Genomic DNA, 18,525 nt, shown 5'->3' with positions numbered 1-18,525 from the left:
GCGGTTTACCCAACCTGCTCACCGCGATCCATAGAGGTAGTTGGGCAACCACAACGTAATTTCCGGGAAGATGTAGACCAGCGCCATGGTGAGGAAGACCAGGCCGACAAAGGGGAGCGCGCCGGAGAAGATGTCGGTGAGTTTCACCTCCGGCGGCGCCACGCCCTTCAGATAGAAGGCGGCCATCGCAACAGGCGGCGTATTGAACGCGGTCTGCGTGTTCAGTGCGACCAGGATGCCGAAGAAGATCGGATCGATGCCGTAGTTGGGAAGCAGGGGCAGGAAGATCGGTACGAAGATGATGATGATCTCGGTCCATTCCAGCGGCCAGCCGAGCAGAAAGATGATCACCTGGGTCAATATCAGGAACTGGACCGGCGACAGGTTCATCGAGGCGAAGAATTGCTCGACCACGGTCTGTCCGCCAAGGACGGCGAACACCGCGGAAAACGTCCACGATCCGATGAAGAGGTAGCAGACCATCGCAGTGGCGCGCACCGTCAGATATACCGATTCCTTCATCATCGTGTAATTGAGCGAACGATAGGCGGCCGCCAGAACGATGCTCATGAGGGCACCTACCGCGGCCGCCTCGGACGGCGTCGCCAGGCCAAACAGGATCGCGCCAAGCACCGAAACGATGAGCAGCGCCAGCGGCAGGAATGACGTGGCGAGCGCCCAGATCACCGTCGCGATCGGCACGTTGGTCTGCTCGGGCGGCAGCTTCGGTGCGAGCGCGGGATTGATGATCGCGCGCCCCATTGCATAGACGATGTAAAACATAGCCAGCATGAACCCTGGAAAGAAGGCGGCCGCATAGAGCTTGACCGCCGAAACGCCGGCGGTCGCCGCATAGACGATCAGGAGAATGCTCGGCGGAATCAGGATACCAAGACAGCCGCCGGCGCAGACCACGCCTGCCGACAGCTTGGTGTCGTAGCCGGCCCGCAGCATGGCGGGCAAAGCCAGCAGCCCCATCAGCGTGACAACGGCGCCGACGATGCCGGTGGCGGTGGCGAACATTGCGCAAGTGATCAGGGTCGCCACCGCAAGCGCGCCCGGCACGTTCTTCATCGACAGTTGCAGGGAGTAGAACAGGCGGTCGAGAATGTTCGCACGTTCGATCAAATAGCCCATGAACAGGAACAGCGGAACTGCGACCAGCACGTCGCTGGACGTGACCTCGAACGTTTTCTGCACCAGAAGCGTGAAGATGCGGTTCTGGAAGAACTCCTGACCGGGCGTGTAGTAGGCGTAGTAGCCGAACGAGACGCCCATCGCCATCAGCGTGAAGGCAATCGGGAAGCCGAGCATGATGATGAAGATGAACAGGCCCAGCATCAGCATGCCGAGTTGGGGATCGGTCATGCGCCTGCTCCCCTCTCGCTCTGCTGCGCGGCCGCCTGCTGCTGCTGACGTTCGCGAATGATGAGGCTCTCGGTCTCCTCCACGTCGTGCAGGCGCTGCGGCCATTGGCCGGTACGGATGCACAGCACGCAGCGGATGATTTCAGCGAAGCCTTGCAGAAACAGAAGCAGGCCTGTGATCGGGATCAACGCCTTGAGCGGAAACACCGGCACGCCAGCTGGACTGAAGATGCTGACTTCGCGGAAGCGCACCGACATATCGGCATAATTCCAGCCCGAATACATCAAGGCCGCAATCGCCGGCAGGAAGAACAGAATGTAGAGAACGAGGTCCATGGTCGCCTGGGTGCGCGGCGACCACAGCCGGTAGACCACGTCGGCGCGCACATGACCATTGCGCGAGAGCGTATACGCCCCGGCCATCAGGAACATCGCGCCATAGGTGATGTAGCTGATGTCGAATGCCCAGGTGGTCGGCGCCCGCAGCACGTAGCGCATGAACACCTCGTAACTGACGCCGAGCGTGAGGACGAGGATCAGCCAGGCGAACGCCTTGCCGACCCAGGTGCTGAGTTCGTCGATGAAAAAAAGAAACTTCCTCATGCGAGCTGAACTCGCGGCAAGTCGCACATCCGGATGTCCCCAGTTCCTGGCTGGGCGGCGCGTCAACCGCGCCACCCTTTATTCATACCGTAGCGCCGATAACGCGCCGGGAGTTCGTCAGACCTTGAGCACGCCCGGGAAGTGATGCTCGAAGGCGCCACGGTAATCCGTCGCGTTGGTCATATTGTAGTAAACCACGCGGCGCACCCATGCCTTCTGCGAGTCCATCACCTTCTTCATGAATGGATCCGACCCGAGCTGGGCGATCAAGCCATCCCATGCCTTGATCTGCGCATCGAACACGGACTTCGGCGTCCGCTGAACGTTGACCTTGTCCTTGTTGATCAGTTCCTGGAGGTCCTTGGAGTAATAGTCCATCCCCTTCCATTCGTTGGCGGAGGAAACCGCCTCTGCAGCATACTGCAGGATCGCCTTCTGCTCGGCCGGCAGCGCATTATACTTCGTGCGGTTGAACATGATCTCGAAGTATTCCGTCGCCTGATGGTGGCTGCCCAACATGTAGTTCTTGGCGACGTCCTGCGCGCCGAAGCGCCTGTCCGATGTCGGGTTGTTGAACTCGAATCCGTCGATCACGCCGCGCTCCATGGCCGGCACGATTTCCCCGCCCGGAAGCTGCGCGACAGAGGCGCCCATCACCTGGAACAAGTCGGCGGCGAGACCCACGGTGCGGTACTTGAGTCCCTTCAGGTCGGCGTCGCTATTGATCGGCTTTTTGAACCAGCCGAGCGGCTGGGTCGGCATCGGCATCGCGAAGAAGCTCTTGATGTTGACCTTCATGATCTGGGTCTGGAGTTCTTCGAACAGCTCCTTGCCACCGCCGTTGTGAATCCAGCCGAGGCCTTCGTTGGCATTAAAGCCGAACACAGGCCCGGTGCCGAACAGCGATGCTGCCTTGTGCTTGCCGTACCAGTAGACTGTCACCGTATGGGCCGCGTCGATCTGGCCGCCATGCACGCCGTCGAATACCTGGAACGGGTGCACGACTGAGCCGCCCACCAGATAGTCGATGCGCAACCGGCCGCCCGCCATCTCGTTGACGCGCTTCACATAATCTTCGGCCATCTCGTTGAAGACGTCGGCCTTGCCCCACGAGCCCTGCATCTTCAGGGTCGCCGTCTGCGCCCGGCTGACTTGTGGCATCGCAATCGCCGCACCGCCGGCGGCCGCGGCCGTCAGGAAACGGCGCCGCGTCGTTTTTGTATCGCTACGCTTGCTCATGAGCTCCTCCCGGTTGAGATGTCGCCCGCTGTCGCCGCAGGCTTGTTTGTCTCAGCGGCAAGTCAAAGGCTTGCGCGGCATTTTGGCAAGCGGGAAGTGCGTGGACTCCTTACGAATCGCTCAAGTGGCAGGGCAACGTTGTCATTTCGCAGGCGCGAAGCAGGACCTGTTCTCGCTCGGCGGGGCGAATGCGCATCGGCGTCTTGCACTTTAGTCGCAGAAAATTGGTGGCGCGCCGTCGGCAGTACGCTGAATCAAGTTGGGCTGATTTTATTCCCGCGCCATTCTGCGCCCAATAGCCGCGCCGCGTCGCCCTTATCGATGGATCAGGTGCTGCTGCCGGCTGCGGTCGCAACCACCGGCAAGACCTCGTTGGCGGCGCGGTCGGGGGTATCTTCCTTCCAGCGGACCGAGCCGAACGGCCGCTCCAGCATGCGGCGGACGCGGATCGGCTCCGGCCCGAGGTGAAAGTCGATCGCGCGCTGGTGCAGGGCGCGCTCGGACTGCGTCGCACGGTTACGCTGGCGCAGATAATCGAGCCAGGTCGGGCAATGGTAGCGCTCGGTCCATAATTCGGGGTCGCCGATGTCGCGCGCGATCGACCAGCCATAGGCGCCGTTGCGCTGGCGGCTGAGCTGCACTTCCTGCATCACATTGTGAAACGCGCGCGCGTTATCCTGCGCGACGCGATATTCGATCTCGACCACCAGCGGTCCGCTGCGCCCCGTGAGCGACAGCCGCACCTCGGGATCGGCAAGCAGTTCGGTGGCATCCTCGTTGCGCGCGCCGACCGGCGGCATGCGCAGCCAGATGCCGAGCAGGGGCGAGACCAGCATCAGGCCAGCCGAGACCAATAGCGCGATCTCCACGCCGGCGAGGTCGGTGAGGTATCCCCAGCCCCAGCTTCCGACCGCAATGCCGCCGGCGATCGACGCCTGGAAAGCCGCCAGCGAGCGGCCCGCAACCCAGCGCGGCGCTGAAAGCTGCACGCCGATATTGAACAGGGCGACCGCCAGCATCCACACCGCGCCAGCGAGCACGAGCGCAATCGCCGTCAGGACTGCGTTGGTGCTCAGGGCGACCGCCGCGATCGCGCCGGCCATCGATATCGCGCAGGCGCGTACCGCGGCCTCGCCGCTCATGCGCCGCCGCACCTCGCCGATATTCAGCGCGCCGAAGACCGCGCCCATGCCGAAGGCCCCGAGCATGATGCCGTAGGTTTGCGCGCCGCCATGCAGGAGATCGCGGGCGACCAGCGGCATCAGCGCCGAGACCGAGCCGCCAATGATGCCGGTGACCAGCGTGCGCGTCAGCACGATCTTGATCGACGGCGAATTGGTGATGTAGCGCACGCCGGAGACCATCGCGCGGTTGAGCCGTTCGCGCGGCAGGCGCGACGGCTCGTTGGCGCGATTCCACAGAAACATCACCACCATCAGCGGCAGATACAGCACCGCATTGACGGCAAACGCGGCCACGGCGCCTGCTGTGGCGACCACGATGCCGCCGATCGCCGGACCGAAGCTGCGCGCAATGTTGTAGCTGATGCCGTTGAGTGCGACCGCCGCCGGCAGTGTCTCCGCCGGCACCTGCTCGGTCACCGAGGCCTGCCAGGCCGGCCCGAACAGCGCCATGCCGCTGCCGACGACGAAGCAGAGTGCCAAGAGGATATTCGGCGTAACGAGGCCGAGCCACGCCAGCACGGTGAGCGCGGTTGCGCCGACAAATGCGATGCCGAGCGAGACCAGCGCGACGATGCGGCGGTCGTGCATATCGGCGATGGCGCCGGCGGGCATCGAGATCAGCATGATCGGCAGCATCAGCGCGGTCTGCACCAGCGCGACCTTGTCGGCCGAAGCAGTCATCTGCGTCATCGCCCAGGCCGCGCCGACGCCCTGGATCAGAATCCCCAGGTTGGAAACGAGGCTGGCGAGCCAGATGCGCCGGAACACCGCGTGCCGCAACGGCGCTGCGATGCCATCTGTCGCAAGTCGCGAGCGTTTCGGCTGGTCGGTCATGATCGGTTCCGTTGGCGTTCTGTCACCGGCTTGATTCCGTTCGAATGTAAAGTGATGCCTGCGAAAGCCCCGACCTGTCCAGTCGAAGCAGCACTATCGGCGGTGCTATCGCACAGCTAAGGTATTGAAAAGCAACGGAAGGTTTCGGAATGCGGCTGTCGCGGCGGTTGATTCTCAAGAGCGCGGGAGCGTTGCCTTTGCTGGCGGGCGGTCTTCCGCTCCTCGGTCTGCAGGCGCGGGCGCAGACCGCACCGGCGGCGGTCCCACCGATCCTGTTCGTGCATGGCAATGGCGACCATGCGGCACTCTGGATCACGACGCTGTGGCGAATGGAATCGAATGGCGTGCCACGCGAGCGAATGCTGGCGATCAGTTTTACCGATCCTCTGGCGCGCACCGATGACAAGGTGCAGCAACCGAACCGCTCCTCGACCGAAGACCAGCGCCGCGAGCTCGGCGAGGCCGTCAAGGAATTGCAGCGTCGCACCGGCGCGGCGCGCATCGCCCTTGTCGGTAATTCGCGTGGCGGCTATTCGATCCGCAATTACATCAGAAATGGCGGCGGAGCTGATGTGAGCCACGCCGTGCTGTGCGGCGTTCCCAATCACGGAATCTATGATTGGGATGACGGCATCAATAACGAATTCAACGGCCGCGGCCCGTTCTTGCGCGGCTTGAACGAGGGCGACAGCGAGGCGACGCCGGGCACGGCGTTTCTCACTTTGCGCAGCGACGGCAACGACAAATATGCACAACCCGACGGGCGCTTCGTCGGCAAGCCGGGCATGCCAACCGGCGTCACATCGGACGGCCCGGCGCTGAAGGGCGCGACCAATCTGGTGCTCGGCGCGCTCGATCATCGCGAGGTCGCGTTTCATCCGCGCGCGTTTCGCGAGATCTACAAATTTATCGCTGGCGTAGAGCCGTCACGCATCGAGATCGCGCCGGAAGCGGAAGTCAGACTGAGCGGGCTTGTGACGGGTACGCCGGGCGGCGTCGTCACCAACCGTCCGGTCTCTGGCGCGACGGTCGAAATCTATCGGGTCTCTCCCGAGACCGGCGAACGGACCGGCGGTCCGATCCATGCTTCGCAGACCGGCGCCGACGGCCGCTGGGGGCCGGCGCAGGTCGAGGCTACCTGGTTTCTCGAAATCGAGCTGACGTCAGCGGGTTCGCCGACCACCCATTTCTACCGCTCACCGTTTCCGCGCTCCTCCGAGATTGTGCATCTGCGTTCCGCGCGCCCGCTTGGGCCGGCCGATGCCGGCGCGGGTGCCGTGGTCCTGATGTCGCGCCCGCGGGGCTATTTTGGGCTGCCGCGGGACGTGGTGCTGATCGACGGCAAGGAGCCCAGGGACGTGAAATCCGGCGTGCCGACCGATTCGGTCACGACCTTGCGGCTTTCGGCCAGCGAAGCCGGTCGGCCGGTGGTAGCCCTGTTCAATCAAGAGCGGATCGTGGCGCGAGCCTGGCCGGCCTCCGAGAACCGGATTGCGGTTGCCGAACTGACTTATTAGCTGTTTCCTGACAGGAGCGCCTTTGTGGCGCCCGGATCGAATACATAGTTGCTGCCGTAGCCCGCATGAGCCAACGGGTCGCTCGAATGCGCGCCCGATGACAGGCTCCGCGATATGCGAGGGGCGTTGGTCCCTACGAGAGTGGTGCCGATGAGCATAGCCGAAGTCTACGACATGACGGTTGCGCGCGCACCGCTGGTGCCGCCGAGCCCGCCGCGGGCACCCGACGACATGACGGTGTTCGGGCGGATGAAGGCGATCCGAGAAAGCCCGATCGGTAGCTGGGGCCAGCGGGCCTATGAGGAAGATATCGTCCAGGGCCGCTTCTTCGGCCGCAGCACGTTCATTCTCAACGCGCCGGATGCGATCAAGCATGTGCTGGTCGACAATTATGAAAATTATACGCGCACGCCAGCCGGCATCCGGGTGTTGCGTCCGATCCTCGGCGAAGGTCTTTTGATCGCGGAAGGGCGCGCGTGGAAGCATCAGCGCCGCACGCTGGCGCCGGCATTCACGCCGCGCGCGGTGATGCCGCTCATTCCGCACATGCTGGCGGCGATCGACCAGACGGTCGCCAAGCTGAGAGGCGCCAACAATGGACACGTCGACCTGCGCGAGGCGATGCAGCGGATGGCGCTCGAGATCGCCGGCCGCACCATGTTCTCGTTCGGGATGGATCGCCATGGCGCCGCCTTGCGCGATTTCGTGATGGAATATGGCGAGCGGCTGGCGCGCCCGCATTTTCTGGACTTGCTGTTGCCGCTGAGCTGGCCAAGCCCGCAGGACATTGCGCGCGGCCGCTTCCGCAAGCGCTGGACTGCATTCGTCGGCATGCTGATGGCCGAACGCCGCGCCGCCGGCAAGCAGAAGGGCGCGCCGGCACGCGATCTGTTCGACCTGATGGGCGACGCGCGCGATCCGGAAACCGGCGAAGCCTTCTCCGACGAACAACTCGGCGATCAAGTCGCGACCATGATTCTCGCCGGCCATGAGACGACGGCGACCGCACTGTTCTGGGCACTCTATCTCCTGGCGCTCGATCCTGCCACGCAGGAGCAGGTGGCGAGCGAAGTACAGACCGCGTCCGTCAACGGCGCGTCCGATATCGAGCGGCTGAAATTCACCCGCGCGGTGATCGACGAAACGATGCGGCTCTATCCGCCAGCGTTCCTGATCGCCCGCGCGGCGATCGGGCCGGATACCATCGCGGGTCTGCCGGTCAAGAAGAAGGACGTCATCCTGATCGCGCCGTGGCTGTTGCATCGGCACGAAAAACTGTGGCGCGATCCGAGCGCGTTCATCCCGTCCCGCTTCATGACGGGAACGCCGCCCGACCGCTTCGCCTATCTGCCGTTCGGCGTCGGCGCCCGCGTTTGCATCGGCGCGCATTTCGCGCTGGTCGAGGCGACGCTGGCGCTGGCGAAGATGATCGGCGCGTTTCGCGTCACGCTGGTCGACAATGATCCGGTGATGCCGATCGGCGTGGTGACGACGCAGCCCGACCGTTCGCCGATGTTTGCCATCACGCCTCGGTAGTCTTTTCTTGATCGGCCGATTGCCGGACCACGCGAAGAAAATGCGTCAGAGAAGGAAGCGCATCTTGCGCAGCCCCTTCGGGAGCGTCATCTAGGTTATCACCATGAGCGATACCCAGGCCCAGTTCGCAGTCTTGAAGCAGACCGCCGATCCCGCGGTGGTCGACGCCATCACGCAACTGATCGCCAAGGGCGAAGACCGCGAGCTCAACCGGATCAACCTGTTGGATTTCGCTGCGCGCTACGGGCTCGACGAGGAAAAGGTCATCTCGGCCTTCCTGCATTCGGCGCGGCTCGGGCTGTTCGATCTCACCTGGAATGTGCTGTGCCCCGGCTGCGGTGGCGTGCTCGGCGCGCACAACACTCTGAAATCGCTGCGGCACGACGATTACAATTGCGCGCTATGCGCCCAAGGTTACGAGGCATCGGTCGACGACCGCGTCGAGGTCGCTTTCACGGTCAGCCCGCGCGTCAGGCGCATTGCGGCACACGATCCCAACACGCTGCCGATCTGGGAATATAACCGCCAGATGTTCTGGAGCTCGGGGATGGACCTGAGCGAGGAATCGATCAAGCGGCTCATCGATGAAGTCTCGCTCGAAGCCATCGAGTTGCCGGCGGGCGAGAAGGCGGTGCTGTCGCTGCAACTGCCCAATCAGTTCGTCATCGTGTTCGAGCCGGTGACGCATTCGGCGCATTTCTTTGATGTCCAGGGCGAACCGACCCGCGAACGGCAACAGTTTTCGATCGTCTTCAACAAGCTGCACGCGCCTACGGGCTCGACGGTGATGCGCCCGGGACCGCTACGGCTATCGCTCGAAAACCAGACTGACCACCGGGTGCTGCCCGCGGTCTGGGTCGCCAACGACACGCTCCATGAACTGCTTGGCAAACGCAAGCCGATCCTGACCGCCAAGCGGATGCTGTCCAACCAGACTTTTCGCGACGTCTTCAAGGCGGATAACCTCAACGTCGATCAGCGCCTCAAGATCACCTCGCTGACCTTCCTGTTCACGGACCTCAAGGGCTCCACCGCGCTCTATGAGCGGGTCGGCGATCTCGCCGCCTTCGACCTGGTGCGCGCGCATTTCCACGCGCTGCTTGAAATCATCGCCTCGGAGAAGGGCGCGGTCGTGAAGACGATCGGCGATGCCGTGATGGCGACCTTCATCAGGCCGGAACATGCGATCGTCGCGGGCCTGCGCATGCGGGCGGCGATGGCAGTCCTGAATGCCGAGCGCGGCCGGGAGGACCTGATCATCAAGATCGGCATCCACGAAGGCCCGTGCCTGGCGGTCATGCTGAACGAGCGGCAGGACTATTTCGGCCAGACCGTCAACATCGCCTCACGGGTGCAGAGCTTGTCGACCTCGCAGGAAATCCACATCACCGGACCTGTGATCGAATCGCCCGCAGTCGCCACGATCCTGGCGAAGCAGGCGATCCGGCCGATCCAGAAGGAAGCGGCGCTGCGCGGCATCGCCGACAAGGTTATGGTGTACGAGATACCTTAGACAGCGCTATTCGATCACGATCTCGCCGGTCATGCCGAGCTCGGCGTGGGTCTTGCCGTCGCTGGTCTTGATGTCGCAGCGCAGATCGTTGACGTGGCCGGCTGCGACCGGCACCAGCCACCATTCGGCGGATTGTCCCGGATAGACCTCGATCTCGCGAATGGCGCCCTTGAATTCGGCGAGTGTAACGGTCTTGCCGTTCTGCTGCTGCGTCACCTGCGCCTTGCGCGTGAACACCATCTGCGAGAACGCATGCGAGGTGAAGTAGTGCGGATCGTTGCTCGAATTGCGCAGGATCAGCTTGTAGAGCTTGCCGGTTTCGAGCTTGAGTTGCTTCGGCGCGAATTCGTGTTTGCCGGGCGAGCCGAGATCGACCGTCACCTCGATCGGCGTCTGTCGCGACAGGTCACCTGCCGCAAGCGCTGCTCCGGAAGCGATTCCCAACACAACGGCAGCGCCAAGTGCGAAGCGCAAGGAGGCCATGGTCGTTTCCTTCTTTGAAAATAGCCTGCTGAAACAAGGAGTTCTTCCCTAATGCAAATGCGAATGATTTGCAATTGAATATCGGCCGACTGCCTGCGGCGAATCGCGCAGCCGGCCGTTGGCCGATAGGCGGTGTCTTGCCGAAGCGGCAAGACTACATGCCTTGAACCGGTCCCCCTCCCAACAGAAAAGCGAAGGCGCGCCGTTGTTTTAGGCGCTGCCCAGGCTTCACGCAGATGTTTCCGTCACACCCAACGTGACGCCGATTTAATCTGCACGCCTTGTCAGCCACCGATCGCGCGGATTGCGAAGGCCAGGTCTTCGACCCATATTCGCTCGACAGCTTCTTCGAATTTGCAGGTAGATTAATGCTCGACGGACTGCGCCAATTCATTGCCGATATCGTCGCTCCCAACGCGGATCAGGATTTCGCGTTCGACGATACCGGGTATCTTCTCGCGGCGACTGCACTACTGGTCCATGTCGTCTCGCTTGACGGCGAGCCGAGCGTGATCGAGAAGCGCAAATTACACAGTTTGATCGAAAGCCGCTTCAAGCTCGATCGCGGGACGGCGGATCATTTGATCGCGTCGGCGACGCGGGCCGAAGGCGATGCGGTCGATCTCTATCGTTTCACCAGCGTCATCATGCGTTCGGTGAACGAAGAGGGCCGGCTTCGCATCATCGAGATGATGTGGGAACTGGTATACGCGGACGGCCAGGTCAGCGAATTCGAGGATAACGTCGTCTGGCGCGCAGCCGACCTGCTCGGCATTTCCTCGCGCGACCGGATCGACCTCAAGCATCGGGTGGCCGAGCGGCAGCCGGTCTCGTCTGCAGGTGCGCCGAAGGCCGAAGACGCAGCAATGTGACAATGCGCGGCGCAGCCACGCATCATTGCAGATGACGAAACTTTGATGTGCGCCGCAACCGGCTGCGCCAGCGCGCGATAAGCCTGAAAACATAGGGACTTCAGCGCGTGGAGCACACAGGCCGGCATGGCGCCATGTTTGGGGGATGGCTTGCGCCACACCGCGCGCCTATGCTCTCGTTCTCGTGCTGGCGGCATAACCCTGATTTGATTTTTAAGAGAATTCAATCGTGACCGAGCGTGTGACGCTGATTACTGGTGCATCGGCGGGCATAGGCACCGAGCTGGCGCGCGTTTTTGCATCGAAGGGTCATCGCGTAGCGCTGGTGGCGCGGCGCGCTGATCGCCTGGAAGCGTTGGCGGCGGAAATCAAGGCGGCCGGCGGCGCGGCGCCGATCGTCATTCCCTGCGACCTTGCGCAACCCGACTGCGGCGACAGGATTGCCGAGGCCTTGACCGCCTCCGGCGTGGAGGTTGAATACCTCGTCAACAACGCCGGATTTGGCGTGTTTGGCAGAGCGATCCAGCGCGATCGGTCCAACCAGCTTGAGATAATCGCCGTCAATATCCGCGCGCTGACTGACCTGTCACTGCGGTTTTCCGATCACCTGATCCGCAATCGCGGCGGCCTTCTCAACGTCGGCTCGATTGCGGGCTTTCTGCCGGGGCCGGGAATGGCGGTCTATTACGCGTCCAAGGCCTATGTGCTGTCGTTCACCGAAGCCATGCGCGCAGAACTGGCGCCACATGGCGTGCGCGTGACGGTGTTGTGTCCGGGACCCGTGCCCTCGGAATTTCAGGCGCGCGCCGGATTCAGACCCGGCTATGATTCGTCGATCCTCAATATGTCGTCGGCCGATGTCGCGCAGCAGGCCTACAGCGGCCTCATGGCGAACAAACGGGCAGTGTTGCCGGGCCTCGGCATCAAGATTGTGCCGTTCATGCTCCGGCTGGTTCCGCGCTCCTTTGTCCTCGGGGCGATCGGCCGCTTCCAGCTCCGCCAGCGCTGAAGAAACCCCAGTTTTTTCCGGTGTTCTTGCCCGTTCGCACCGCGGGTCGGGGCGCTGACCGCATCTGGCCCGCGGTTTGCTTACAATTTTGGATGTGTGCGTGAACTCACCCGAAATTAACAGTCACTTAGGTATGGTTTCGATTCGAGGCACCTGAGCAACGTCGATGTCGTTCCGCTCGAGCAAAAAAGACGACAACATCGTGCCCTTTCCGGGCAGAGGGGCGCTGGCTGCGCCTGACGCCGCATCCCTGTCACCGGTTCTGATCGTTCTCCACCAGGAAAGCTCGACGCCCGGCCGGGTCGGCAACGCGCTGCGCGCGCTCGGCTATCCCCTCGATATCAGGCGTCCGCGGTTCGGCGACCCGTTGCCTAAAACATTGGCCCAGCATGCCGGCGCGGTCATCTTCGGCGGCCCGATGAGCGCCAACGACTCCGAGGAGTATGTCCGCCGTGAGATCGACTGGATCGAAATTCCCTTGCGCGAGCGGCGGCCGTTTCTCGGCATCTGCCTGGGCGCCCAGATGCTTGCCAAACAATTGGGCGCGCCGGTCGCGCCGCATCATGAAGGCAGGGTCGAGGTCGGTTACTATCCGATCCGCCCAACCGCTGCCGGTCACGCGCTCTGTTCGGACTGGCCGGAGCGCGTCTACCATTGGCACGGCGAAGGATTCCAACTGCCTGACGGCGCCGAACTGCTTGCCGAAGGCGATGACTTTCCGGTGCAGGCGTTTCGGCACGGCCACGCGTTCGGCTTCCAGTTTCATCCCGACGTCACCTACGCCATGATGCATCGCTGGACCACGCGCGGATGCGTGCGGATGGATTCGCCAGGCGCGCAGCCGCGTCACCTTCACTTCGAAGGCCGCGCCGTGCACGACGTCGTCGAACGGGCGTGGCTGAAGAATTTCATTGCAGGCTGGATCGTGCGCGCGCCGCAGGCGGCTCTGCTGGAAGCGGCCGAATAGCCGCCACGCGGAATTTGCCCGCGCGTCCGAACGTCTTTCAAAAACCGCTGATGTGATAGGGTCGCGCTCCTGAGCCCGCACGGCAATGACAAGAACGACAGGGAGACCCGCGGTGACCTATCAGCATATTCTCTTCGAGGTGAGCGACAAGATCGCGACCATCACGCTCAATCGCCCCGACCGCATGAACGCATGGACCGCGACCATGGAGCGCGAAGTGCGCCATGCAATGGAGGCGGCCAGCGCCGACGACAATGTCCGCGTCATCGTGCTCACCGGCGCCGGCCGTGCCTTCTGCGCAGGTGCCGACATGGAGGCGTTGCAGGCCATCGACCCCAGCGAGATCAGGCGCGGCGAGAACATCCCGCCCTTCGACATGAACCGCCGGGCGGACTGGCAGACGCGCTACGCCTATTATCCGGCGATCCCAAAACCCGTGATCGGCATGCTCAACGGCGCTACCGCCGGCATCGGCCTGGTCCACGCGCTCTATTGCGACCTGCGCTTCGCCGCCGACAATACCGTCTTCACCACCTCGTTTGCGCGCCGCGGGCTGATCGCCGAGCACGGCATTAGCTGGATGCTGCCACGCATCGTCGGCCACGCCAATGCGCTGGACTTGCTGATGTCGGCGCGACGGGTTTCGAGCGAGGAAGCCTTGCGCATCGGGCTGGTCAACCGGATCTATCCGCCGGACCAGTTGCGCGAACAGACGTATGCCTACGCGCGCGATCTCGCCGATTTCGTCTCGCCCAGCGCGATTTCTGTAATCAAGCGCCAGCTCTATGACGTGCCGTTCCAAACGCTCGCCGAAGCCACCATCGATGCCAACCGCGAAATGCAGATCGCGCTGAAGGGGAGCGATTTCCGGGAGGGGGTAGCGAGTTTTGTGGAGAAGCGGCCGCCGTGGTTTACGGGGAAGTGAGGGGGAGTTGGTCTAACAGCCCGTCTTCGCCCGTTGGGCTACGCCGGGCTCGCTTCGCCCTTCTGGCTCTTGCGTGGCTGCGCCACGCGTAGCCCGAAGGGCGAAGCGTGGTGGAGCCAGGCGGGATCGAACCGCCGACCTCGTCATTGCGAACGACGCGCTCTCCCAGCTGAGCTATGGCCCCGTCGCGACCGCCTCGACATCGTCCGAAGCAGCCGACAATCGGCGCCATTTACAGTCCGGCCCAAGGCCAAGTCAAGAACGGTGAAAGTACCGATTTTGGCGTGATTTTGCCGGGAACTTCCCTTGTTTGCGAGAGGATGAACCGATATCTAGCTGTTTACCCCTCCTCGCGAGCTCCCCCCTCCCATGCGCGCTATCCTCGACATCGTCATCATTGTCCTTGACCTATACGTCTGGCTTTTGATCGCCGCGGCCATCCTGTCCTGGCTGATCGCCTTCAATGTCGTGAACACGCGCAACGGGTTCGTCGCGGCGGTAGCCGAATTCCTGTACCGGATCACCGAGCCGGCGCTGGCGCCGATCCGCCGGTTCATGCCCAACCTGGGTGGGCTCGACATCTCGCCGATCATCCTGATCCTGGTCATCATGCTCATCCAGCGGGTAATCCTCTACTACGTCTATCCCAACGTCATCTGACCGCGAGCACTGATAGCTGACGGATGCCCCATGGATCCCTGGCGCTACTCCACCGACGGCATCAGTGTCGCGCTGCGGGTGACACCGCGCGGCGGCCGCGACGATATCGATGGCATTGAGACGCTCGCCAACGGCCGCTCGGTGGTGAAGGTTCGCGTCCGCGCCATCGCCGACGGCGGCGAAGCCAACCGTGCGGTCACGGAACTGATGGCGAAGGTGCTCGGCGTCCCGAAGGCGAGGGTGAAGATCCTGTCGGGCATGACCTCGCGCATCAAGCAGGTCGCCGTTGACGGCGATCCCAAAATTCTCGGCGAAACGCTGCGAAAGGTAGCCGCCGCCAAAGCATGATCCGGACCCGGAGGGCCGCGGAAGCGCAAAGTGGGAACCGGTTTTACGAAAAGATCATGCGTCAAGACGAAGACGAAGGATTGAGATGACGGCACGCATTATCGACGGAAAGGTCATTGCGGCGGAGCTTCGCGCCCGTGTCGCGGAAGAGGTCGCGCGGGTCAAAGGCGAGCATCAGGTCACACCGGGCCTTGCGGTGGTGCTGGTCGGCAACGACGCCGCCAGCGAGGTCTATGTTCGCAGCAAGCACACCCAGACCCAGGCCGCCGCCATGGCCTCGTTCGAGCACAAACTGCCCGCCGACGTCGCGCAGGCCGATCTCCTGGCGCTGATCGCAAAGCTCAACCGCGATCCCGCCGTGCACGGCATTCTCGTGCAATTGCCGCTGCCGAAATCGCTTCACACCGAAACCATCATCAACGCGATCGATCCCGCCAAGGATGTTGACGGGCTGCATCCCAACAATGCCGGCCGGCTGGCCGGCGGCTTTGCCGCGCTGTCGCCGTGTACGCCGCTCGGTTGCATCATCCTGACCAAGAGCGTGCATGCCTCGCTGGAAGGCATGAACGCGATCGTCATCGGCCGCTCCAACCTGGTTGGCCGCCCGCTGGTGCAGTTGCTGCTGAATGAAAATGCGACGGTGACGATCGCGCATTCGCGCTCAAAGGACCTGCCGCAACTTTGCGCCGGCGCCGATCTGGTCTATGCCGCGGTCGGCAAGCCCGAGATGGTTCGCGCCGACTGGATCAAGCCGGGCGCCACCGTGATCGACGTCGGCATCAACCGCCTGCCTTTGGCTGACGGCAAGACGCGGCTGGTCGGCGATGTCGCGTTCAAGGAAGTGGCCGAAGTTGCCGGCGCGATTACGCCGGTGCCGGGCGGCGTCGGCCAGATGACGGTGGCGTGCCTGCTGGTGAATACGCTGCGTGCGGCCTGTGCGATTCACGGGCTGCCGAAGCCGGCGGTGTAGGTGTTACCTTCGTTCCAGGGCGAAGCGGTCGAACTATGGAGCGCAATTGCGCACCTGAGAACCTCGAGATTCTCCAATGCGCCATTGCGCATCGTAGTTCGATGTGACGCTTCGTCCCGGAATGACACAACCTCATCAGCGACAACGACGTGCTGAAAAAGGCTACTTCTTGTTGGCGCGTTCGATGCCTTCCAGGATCAGGCGGTGGGCGTCCTCGGCGCCGCACCAGCGCAGCACCTTCACCCACTTGCCCTTTTCGAGGTCCTTGTAGTGCTCGAAGAAGTGCTGGATCTGCTGCAGCGTGATGTCGGGCAGGTCGTTGTAGTTCCGGACCTTGTCGTAGCGCTGGGTGAGTTTTGAGGACGGCACGGCGATGATCTTCTCGTCGCCGCCGGCCTCGTCTTCCATCAGCAAGACGCCGACCGGCCGCACGCTCATCACGGCGCCCGGCACGATGGCGCGGGTATTGGCGATCAGCACGTCGCAGGGGTCGCCGTCGCCGGACAGCGTGTGCGGGATGAAGCCGTAATTGCCGGGATAGCGCATCGCCGTATAGAGGAAGCGATCGACCACCAGTGTGCCGGCTTCCTTGTCCATCTCATATTTGATCGGCTCACCGCCAACGGGCACCTCGATGATGACGTTGACGTCGTGTGGCGGATTTACTCCGATCGGGATGGCGTCAATGCGCATAAAGGGCTCCGCTTTGCGTTAAGGGGCGCGCCCGGAATCAGGTGCGCGTCCGGGTCCGTTTAGACCCGCAGCGGAGCAGGGGAAAGCCGAAATTAGGCTCAGTTGGTCCAGGCGAAAGCGACTTTATCGAGCGATTTGGCCCCGAACTTCTCCGAGGAGCGGGCCACCATGCGACCGCCGAGCGCGCGGTAGAATTCCGTCGCCGGATCGTTGTCGGACAGCGCCCAGATCACCATGCTCTTTAGCCCGCTCTGCATCAGATCGCGCCGGGCAGCAGTGAACAGGCGGCGGCCGAAGCCGAGGCCCTGGAATTCCGGCCGCAGATAAAGCTCGTAGATCTCGCCTTCGAAATGCAGGCTGCGGGCGCGGTTGCGGCCGTAATTGGCGTAGCCCGCGACCTTGTCGCCGAACACCAGCACGCTGACGCGGCTGCCTTTGCGGATTGCGCTGTCCCACCATTGCGGGCCGCGACGGTTAATGAGCTTTTCGAGCTCGGCGCCGGGAATGATGCCCTGATAGGCCGAGCGCCAGGCTTCATCATGGGTAGACGCCACCGCGGCTGCATCCGCAGCCTTGGCCGGTCGAACCTCGATCAGGGTTGTGCTCATATGCTGATCAAAGCAAGTCGGCGGGCCGGCTTCAAGGTCCATCGTTAATTATCGGTTAACCTGTGGATTTTCTGCATCAGTTTCGTGTTCTTCTGTACCGAAAGAGGACAAGGTGGCTGTCTCATCAGGTGTTTCGCCAAGGCAATGGGTGGCGAAATCGTTGTTAAAATCATCCAACCAAACGACTCAGTGAATTCTGTTCACGGAAAAATGCGCAGGATTTGATTCGCCGACGGTATTCTGTTGGTGACTTCGCAATACGCCCTTCCCTCGGCTGCACCAGGCCAGTTCATGCGTCCCCTGAACATGCTTCCTGCGCTGGTTCTCGTTGCCGCGCTCGGTGTGAAGGCTGCCGCCGCGCCGCAGCCCAGCCTTGGCGCGCAAGGGCCGGAAGGCGAACCTCACCGGCTGCAGCAATGGCTGGTGCCTTCTCCCGATTCTGCAACCGCCGCGCATGCGGTGCTGTTCAGGCCGCCGGGCAGGGGGCCGTTTCCACTTGCCGTGATTGCGCACGCCTCGACCCAGAACGTGTTGCGGCGGGCGCAGATGCCGCAACCCGAATACCGCGCGCTCGCCGGATGGCTCGTGGCGCGCGGTTTTGCCGTGCTGGTTCCTGAACGCCCGGGTCACGGCGCGACGGGTGGAAAATACCTGGAGGATCAGGGCGGTTGCGACGAGGCTGACTACGCCAAGTCTGGCCGCGCCACGGCGGATGCGATCGCCGCTGCCACCGGCTTCATACGCAAGCAGCCCTTCATCCGCGCCGAGGGCATGGTCGTGATCGGCCATTCGGCCGGTGCCTGGGGTGCACTGGCGCTGGCCGGCGAAGATCCGAAGAACGTTGCCGCCATCATCGCGTTCGCGCCGGGGCGCGGCGGGCATGCCGATGATTCTTCCAACCGCGTCTGCGCGCCGCACACGCTAATGGCTGCCGCGGGCGAATTCGGCCAGGCCGCACGCGTGAGGGTGACCTGGCTGGTGGCTGCCAATGACAGCTACTTTTCGCCCGCGTTCTCGCGTCAACTGGCCGATGCGTTTCGCGCCGCCGGCGGCAAGGCCGATTTTCGCGTGCTGCCGGCACATGGCAGTGAAGGCCACTGGCTGATGGAAACCGGCGGCGGTGTAAGCCTTGCCGGACCTGAACTCGATCATGCCTTGAAGGCGCGGTCCCGTACCCCGGCAGCCAAGTGATGACGC

General features: G+C 63.0%; 18 protein-coding genes and 1 tRNA gene. 11 read left to right on the top strand and 8 right to left on the bottom strand.

Annotated features, from left to right (window positions below):
• Positions 1 to 18 precede the first annotated feature (18 nt).
• The 4 genes from CQ13_RS09465 to CQ13_RS09480 form a co-directional block, all read right to left on the bottom strand.
• Complete coding sequence (locus tag CQ13_RS09465; protein WP_057842702.1) at positions 19 to 1,368, bottom strand: TRAP transporter large permease; 1,350 nt, start codon at positions 1,366 to 1,368, stop codon at positions 19 to 21.
• Positions 1,365 to 1,970 carry a TRAP transporter small permease subunit gene (locus CQ13_RS09470; RefSeq protein ID WP_057842703.1) on the bottom strand — a complete coding sequence of 202 codons (606 nt, stop codon included), beginning with the start codon at positions 1,968 to 1,970 and terminating at the stop codon, positions 1,365 to 1,367. The genes CQ13_RS09465 and CQ13_RS09470 overlap by 4 nt, the downstream gene beginning before the upstream one ends.
• Positions 1,971 to 2,087: 117 nt before the next feature.
• Positions 2,088 to 3,209, bottom strand: coding sequence for a TRAP transporter substrate-binding protein (locus CQ13_RS09475; RefSeq protein WP_057842704.1), 1,122 nt, complete (start codon positions 3,207 to 3,209; stop codon positions 2,088 to 2,090).
• Positions 3,210 to 3,535: 326 nt separating this feature from the next.
• Entirely contained in the window at positions 3,536 to 5,227 is a 1,692-nt protein-coding gene (locus tag CQ13_RS09480; RefSeq protein WP_057842705.1) for an MFS transporter, read from the bottom strand.
• A 149-nt stretch (positions 5,228 to 5,376) separates the two neighbouring features.
• Between CQ13_RS09480 and CQ13_RS09485 the strand changes: the two genes are divergently transcribed.
• The 3 genes from CQ13_RS09485 to CQ13_RS09495 all read left to right on the top strand — a co-directional run bounded on the left by CQ13_RS09485 (position 5,377) and on the right by CQ13_RS09495 (position 9,793).
• Positions 5,377 to 6,744, top strand: coding sequence for a hydrolase (locus tag CQ13_RS09485; protein ID WP_057842706.1), 1,368 nt, complete (start codon positions 5,377 to 5,379; stop codon positions 6,742 to 6,744).
• 150 nt (positions 6,745 to 6,894) lie between these two features.
• Positions 6,895 to 8,280: a cytochrome P450 gene (locus CQ13_RS09490; protein WP_057842707.1), complete on the top strand. Its 1,386-nt coding sequence runs from the start codon at positions 6,895 to 6,897 to the stop codon at positions 8,278 to 8,280.
• Between the two features lie 103 nt (positions 8,281 to 8,383).
• Positions 8,384 to 9,793 carry an adenylate/guanylate cyclase domain-containing protein gene (locus CQ13_RS09495; RefSeq protein WP_057842708.1) on the top strand — a complete coding sequence of 470 codons (1,410 nt, stop codon included), beginning with the start codon at positions 8,384 to 8,386 and terminating at the stop codon, positions 9,791 to 9,793.
• Between the two features lie 6 nt (positions 9,794 to 9,799).
• On the opposite strand, the gene CQ13_RS09500 is transcribed toward CQ13_RS09495, so the two are convergent.
• Positions 9,800 to 10,276 (bottom strand): cupredoxin domain-containing protein, encoded by a 477-nt coding sequence (locus tag CQ13_RS09500; protein WP_057842709.1) that lies wholly within the window; start codon positions 10,274 to 10,276, stop codon positions 9,800 to 9,802.
• A gap of 368 nt (positions 10,277 to 10,644) precedes the next feature.
• On the opposite strand from CQ13_RS09500, the gene CQ13_RS09505 reads away from it, so the two are divergent.
• From CQ13_RS09505 to CQ13_RS09520, 4 genes are all read left to right on the top strand, one after another.
• Positions 10,645 to 11,148: a tellurite resistance TerB family protein gene (locus tag CQ13_RS09505; protein ID WP_057842743.1), complete on the top strand. Its 504-nt coding sequence runs from the start codon at positions 10,645 to 10,647 to the stop codon at positions 11,146 to 11,148.
• A gap of 229 nt (positions 11,149 to 11,377) precedes the next feature.
• Complete coding sequence (locus CQ13_RS09510; RefSeq protein ID WP_057842710.1) at positions 11,378 to 12,157, top strand: SDR family NAD(P)-dependent oxidoreductase; 780 nt, start codon at positions 11,378 to 11,380, stop codon at positions 12,155 to 12,157.
• Between the two features lie 166 nt (positions 12,158 to 12,323).
• Entirely contained in the window at positions 12,324 to 13,124 is an 801-nt protein-coding gene (locus tag CQ13_RS09515) for a glutamine amidotransferase (protein ID WP_057842711.1), read from the top strand.
• Between the two features lie 112 nt (positions 13,125 to 13,236).
• Entirely contained in the window at positions 13,237 to 14,049 is an 813-nt protein-coding gene (locus CQ13_RS09520) for an enoyl-CoA hydratase (RefSeq protein ID WP_057842712.1), read from the top strand.
• 108 nt (positions 14,050 to 14,157) lie between these two features.
• Here the strand turns inward: CQ13_RS09520 and CQ13_RS09525 are convergent.
• Positions 14,158 to 14,233: transfer RNA gene (locus CQ13_RS09525), tRNA-Ala, on the bottom strand.
• Between the two features lie 185 nt (positions 14,234 to 14,418).
• Between CQ13_RS09525 and CQ13_RS09530 the strand changes: the two genes are divergently transcribed.
• From CQ13_RS09530 to folD, 3 genes are all read left to right on the top strand, one after another.
• Complete coding sequence (locus CQ13_RS09530; protein ID WP_057842713.1) at positions 14,419 to 14,709, top strand: YggT family protein; 291 nt, start codon at positions 14,419 to 14,421, stop codon at positions 14,707 to 14,709.
• A gap of 30 nt (positions 14,710 to 14,739) precedes the next feature.
• A complete protein-coding gene (locus tag CQ13_RS09535; protein ID WP_057842714.1) occupies positions 14,740 to 15,057 on the top strand; it encodes a DUF167 domain-containing protein in 318 nt (105 codons plus the stop codon).
• An 85-nt stretch (positions 15,058 to 15,142) separates the two neighbouring features.
• On the top strand, positions 15,143 to 16,027 hold the full coding sequence (folD, locus tag CQ13_RS09540) for a bifunctional methylenetetrahydrofolate dehydrogenase/methenyltetrahydrofolate cyclohydrolase FolD (RefSeq protein ID WP_057842715.1): 885 nt from the start codon (positions 15,143 to 15,145) through the stop codon (positions 16,025 to 16,027).
• A gap of 162 nt (positions 16,028 to 16,189) precedes the next feature.
• Here the strand turns inward: folD and ppa are convergent, their stop codons facing one another.
• Complete coding sequence (gene ppa / locus CQ13_RS09545) at positions 16,190 to 16,720, bottom strand: inorganic diphosphatase (RefSeq protein WP_057842716.1); 531 nt, start codon at positions 16,718 to 16,720, stop codon at positions 16,190 to 16,192.
• A gap of 98 nt (positions 16,721 to 16,818) precedes the next feature.
• Entirely contained in the window at positions 16,819 to 17,328 is a 510-nt protein-coding gene (locus tag CQ13_RS09550; RefSeq protein WP_057842744.1) for a GNAT family N-acetyltransferase, read from the bottom strand.
• 291 nt (positions 17,329 to 17,619) lie between these two features.
• Here CQ13_RS09550 and CQ13_RS09555 point away from each other — a divergent pair, with 291 nt between their 5' ends.
• Positions 17,620 to 18,519 carry an alpha/beta hydrolase family protein gene (locus tag CQ13_RS09555; RefSeq protein ID WP_057842738.1) on the top strand — a complete coding sequence of 300 codons (900 nt, stop codon included), beginning with the start codon at positions 17,620 to 17,622 and terminating at the stop codon, positions 18,517 to 18,519.
• Positions 18,520 to 18,525: the final 6 nt, after the last annotated feature.

The sequence above is a fragment of the Bradyrhizobium retamae genome, assembly GCF_001440415.1.
Lineage (GTDB): Bacteria > Pseudomonadota > Alphaproteobacteria > Rhizobiales > Xanthobacteraceae > Bradyrhizobium > Bradyrhizobium retamae.
Note: the sequence above shows the minus strand (reverse complement) of the source record. Positions and strands in the feature narration are given on the sequence as shown.

Bases quoted from the DNA above. Each gene is read 5' to 3' on its own strand.
- CQ13_RS09465 (WP_057842702.1), bottom strand. From the start codon at position 1,368: ATGACCGATCCCCAACTCGGCATGCTGATGCTGGGCCTGTTCATCTTC.
- CQ13_RS09470 (WP_057842703.1), bottom strand. From the start codon at position 1,970: ATGAGGAAGTTTCTTTTTTTCATCGACGAACTCAGCACCTGGGTCGGC.
- CQ13_RS09475 (WP_057842704.1), bottom strand. From the start codon at position 3,209: ATGAGCAAGCGTAGCGATACAAAAACGACGCGGCGCCGTTTCCTGACG.
- CQ13_RS09480 (WP_057842705.1), bottom strand. From the start codon at position 5,227: ATGACCGACCAGCCGAAACGCTCGCGACTTGCGACAGATGGCATCGCA.
- CQ13_RS09485 (WP_057842706.1), top strand. From the start codon at position 5,377: ATGCGGCTGTCGCGGCGGTTGATTCTCAAGAGCGCGGGAGCGTTGCCT.
- CQ13_RS09490 (WP_057842707.1), top strand. From the start codon at position 6,895: ATGAGCATAGCCGAAGTCTACGACATGACGGTTGCGCGCGCACCGCTG.
- CQ13_RS09495 (WP_057842708.1), top strand. From the start codon at position 8,384: ATGAGCGATACCCAGGCCCAGTTCGCAGTCTTGAAGCAGACCGCCGAT.
- CQ13_RS09500 (WP_057842709.1), bottom strand. From the start codon at position 10,276: ATGGCCTCCTTGCGCTTCGCACTTGGCGCTGCCGTTGTGTTGGGAATC.
- CQ13_RS09505 (WP_057842743.1), top strand. From the start codon at position 10,645: ATGCTCGACGGACTGCGCCAATTCATTGCCGATATCGTCGCTCCCAAC.
- CQ13_RS09515 (WP_057842711.1), top strand. From the start codon at position 12,324: ATGTCGTTCCGCTCGAGCAAAAAAGACGACAACATCGTGCCCTTTCCG.
- CQ13_RS09530 (WP_057842713.1), top strand. From the start codon at position 14,419: ATGCGCGCTATCCTCGACATCGTCATCATTGTCCTTGACCTATACGTC.
- CQ13_RS09535 (WP_057842714.1), top strand. From the start codon at position 14,740: ATGGATCCCTGGCGCTACTCCACCGACGGCATCAGTGTCGCGCTGCGG.
- folD (WP_057842715.1), top strand. From the start codon at position 15,143: ATGACGGCACGCATTATCGACGGAAAGGTCATTGCGGCGGAGCTTCGC.
- ppa (WP_057842716.1), bottom strand. From the start codon at position 16,720: ATGCGCATTGACGCCATCCCGATCGGAGTAAATCCGCCACACGACGTC.
- CQ13_RS09550 (WP_057842744.1), bottom strand. From the start codon at position 17,328: ATGAGCACAACCCTGATCGAGGTTCGACCGGCCAAGGCTGCGGATGCA.
- CQ13_RS09555 (WP_057842738.1), top strand. From the start codon at position 17,620: ATGCGTCCCCTGAACATGCTTCCTGCGCTGGTTCTCGTTGCCGCGCTC.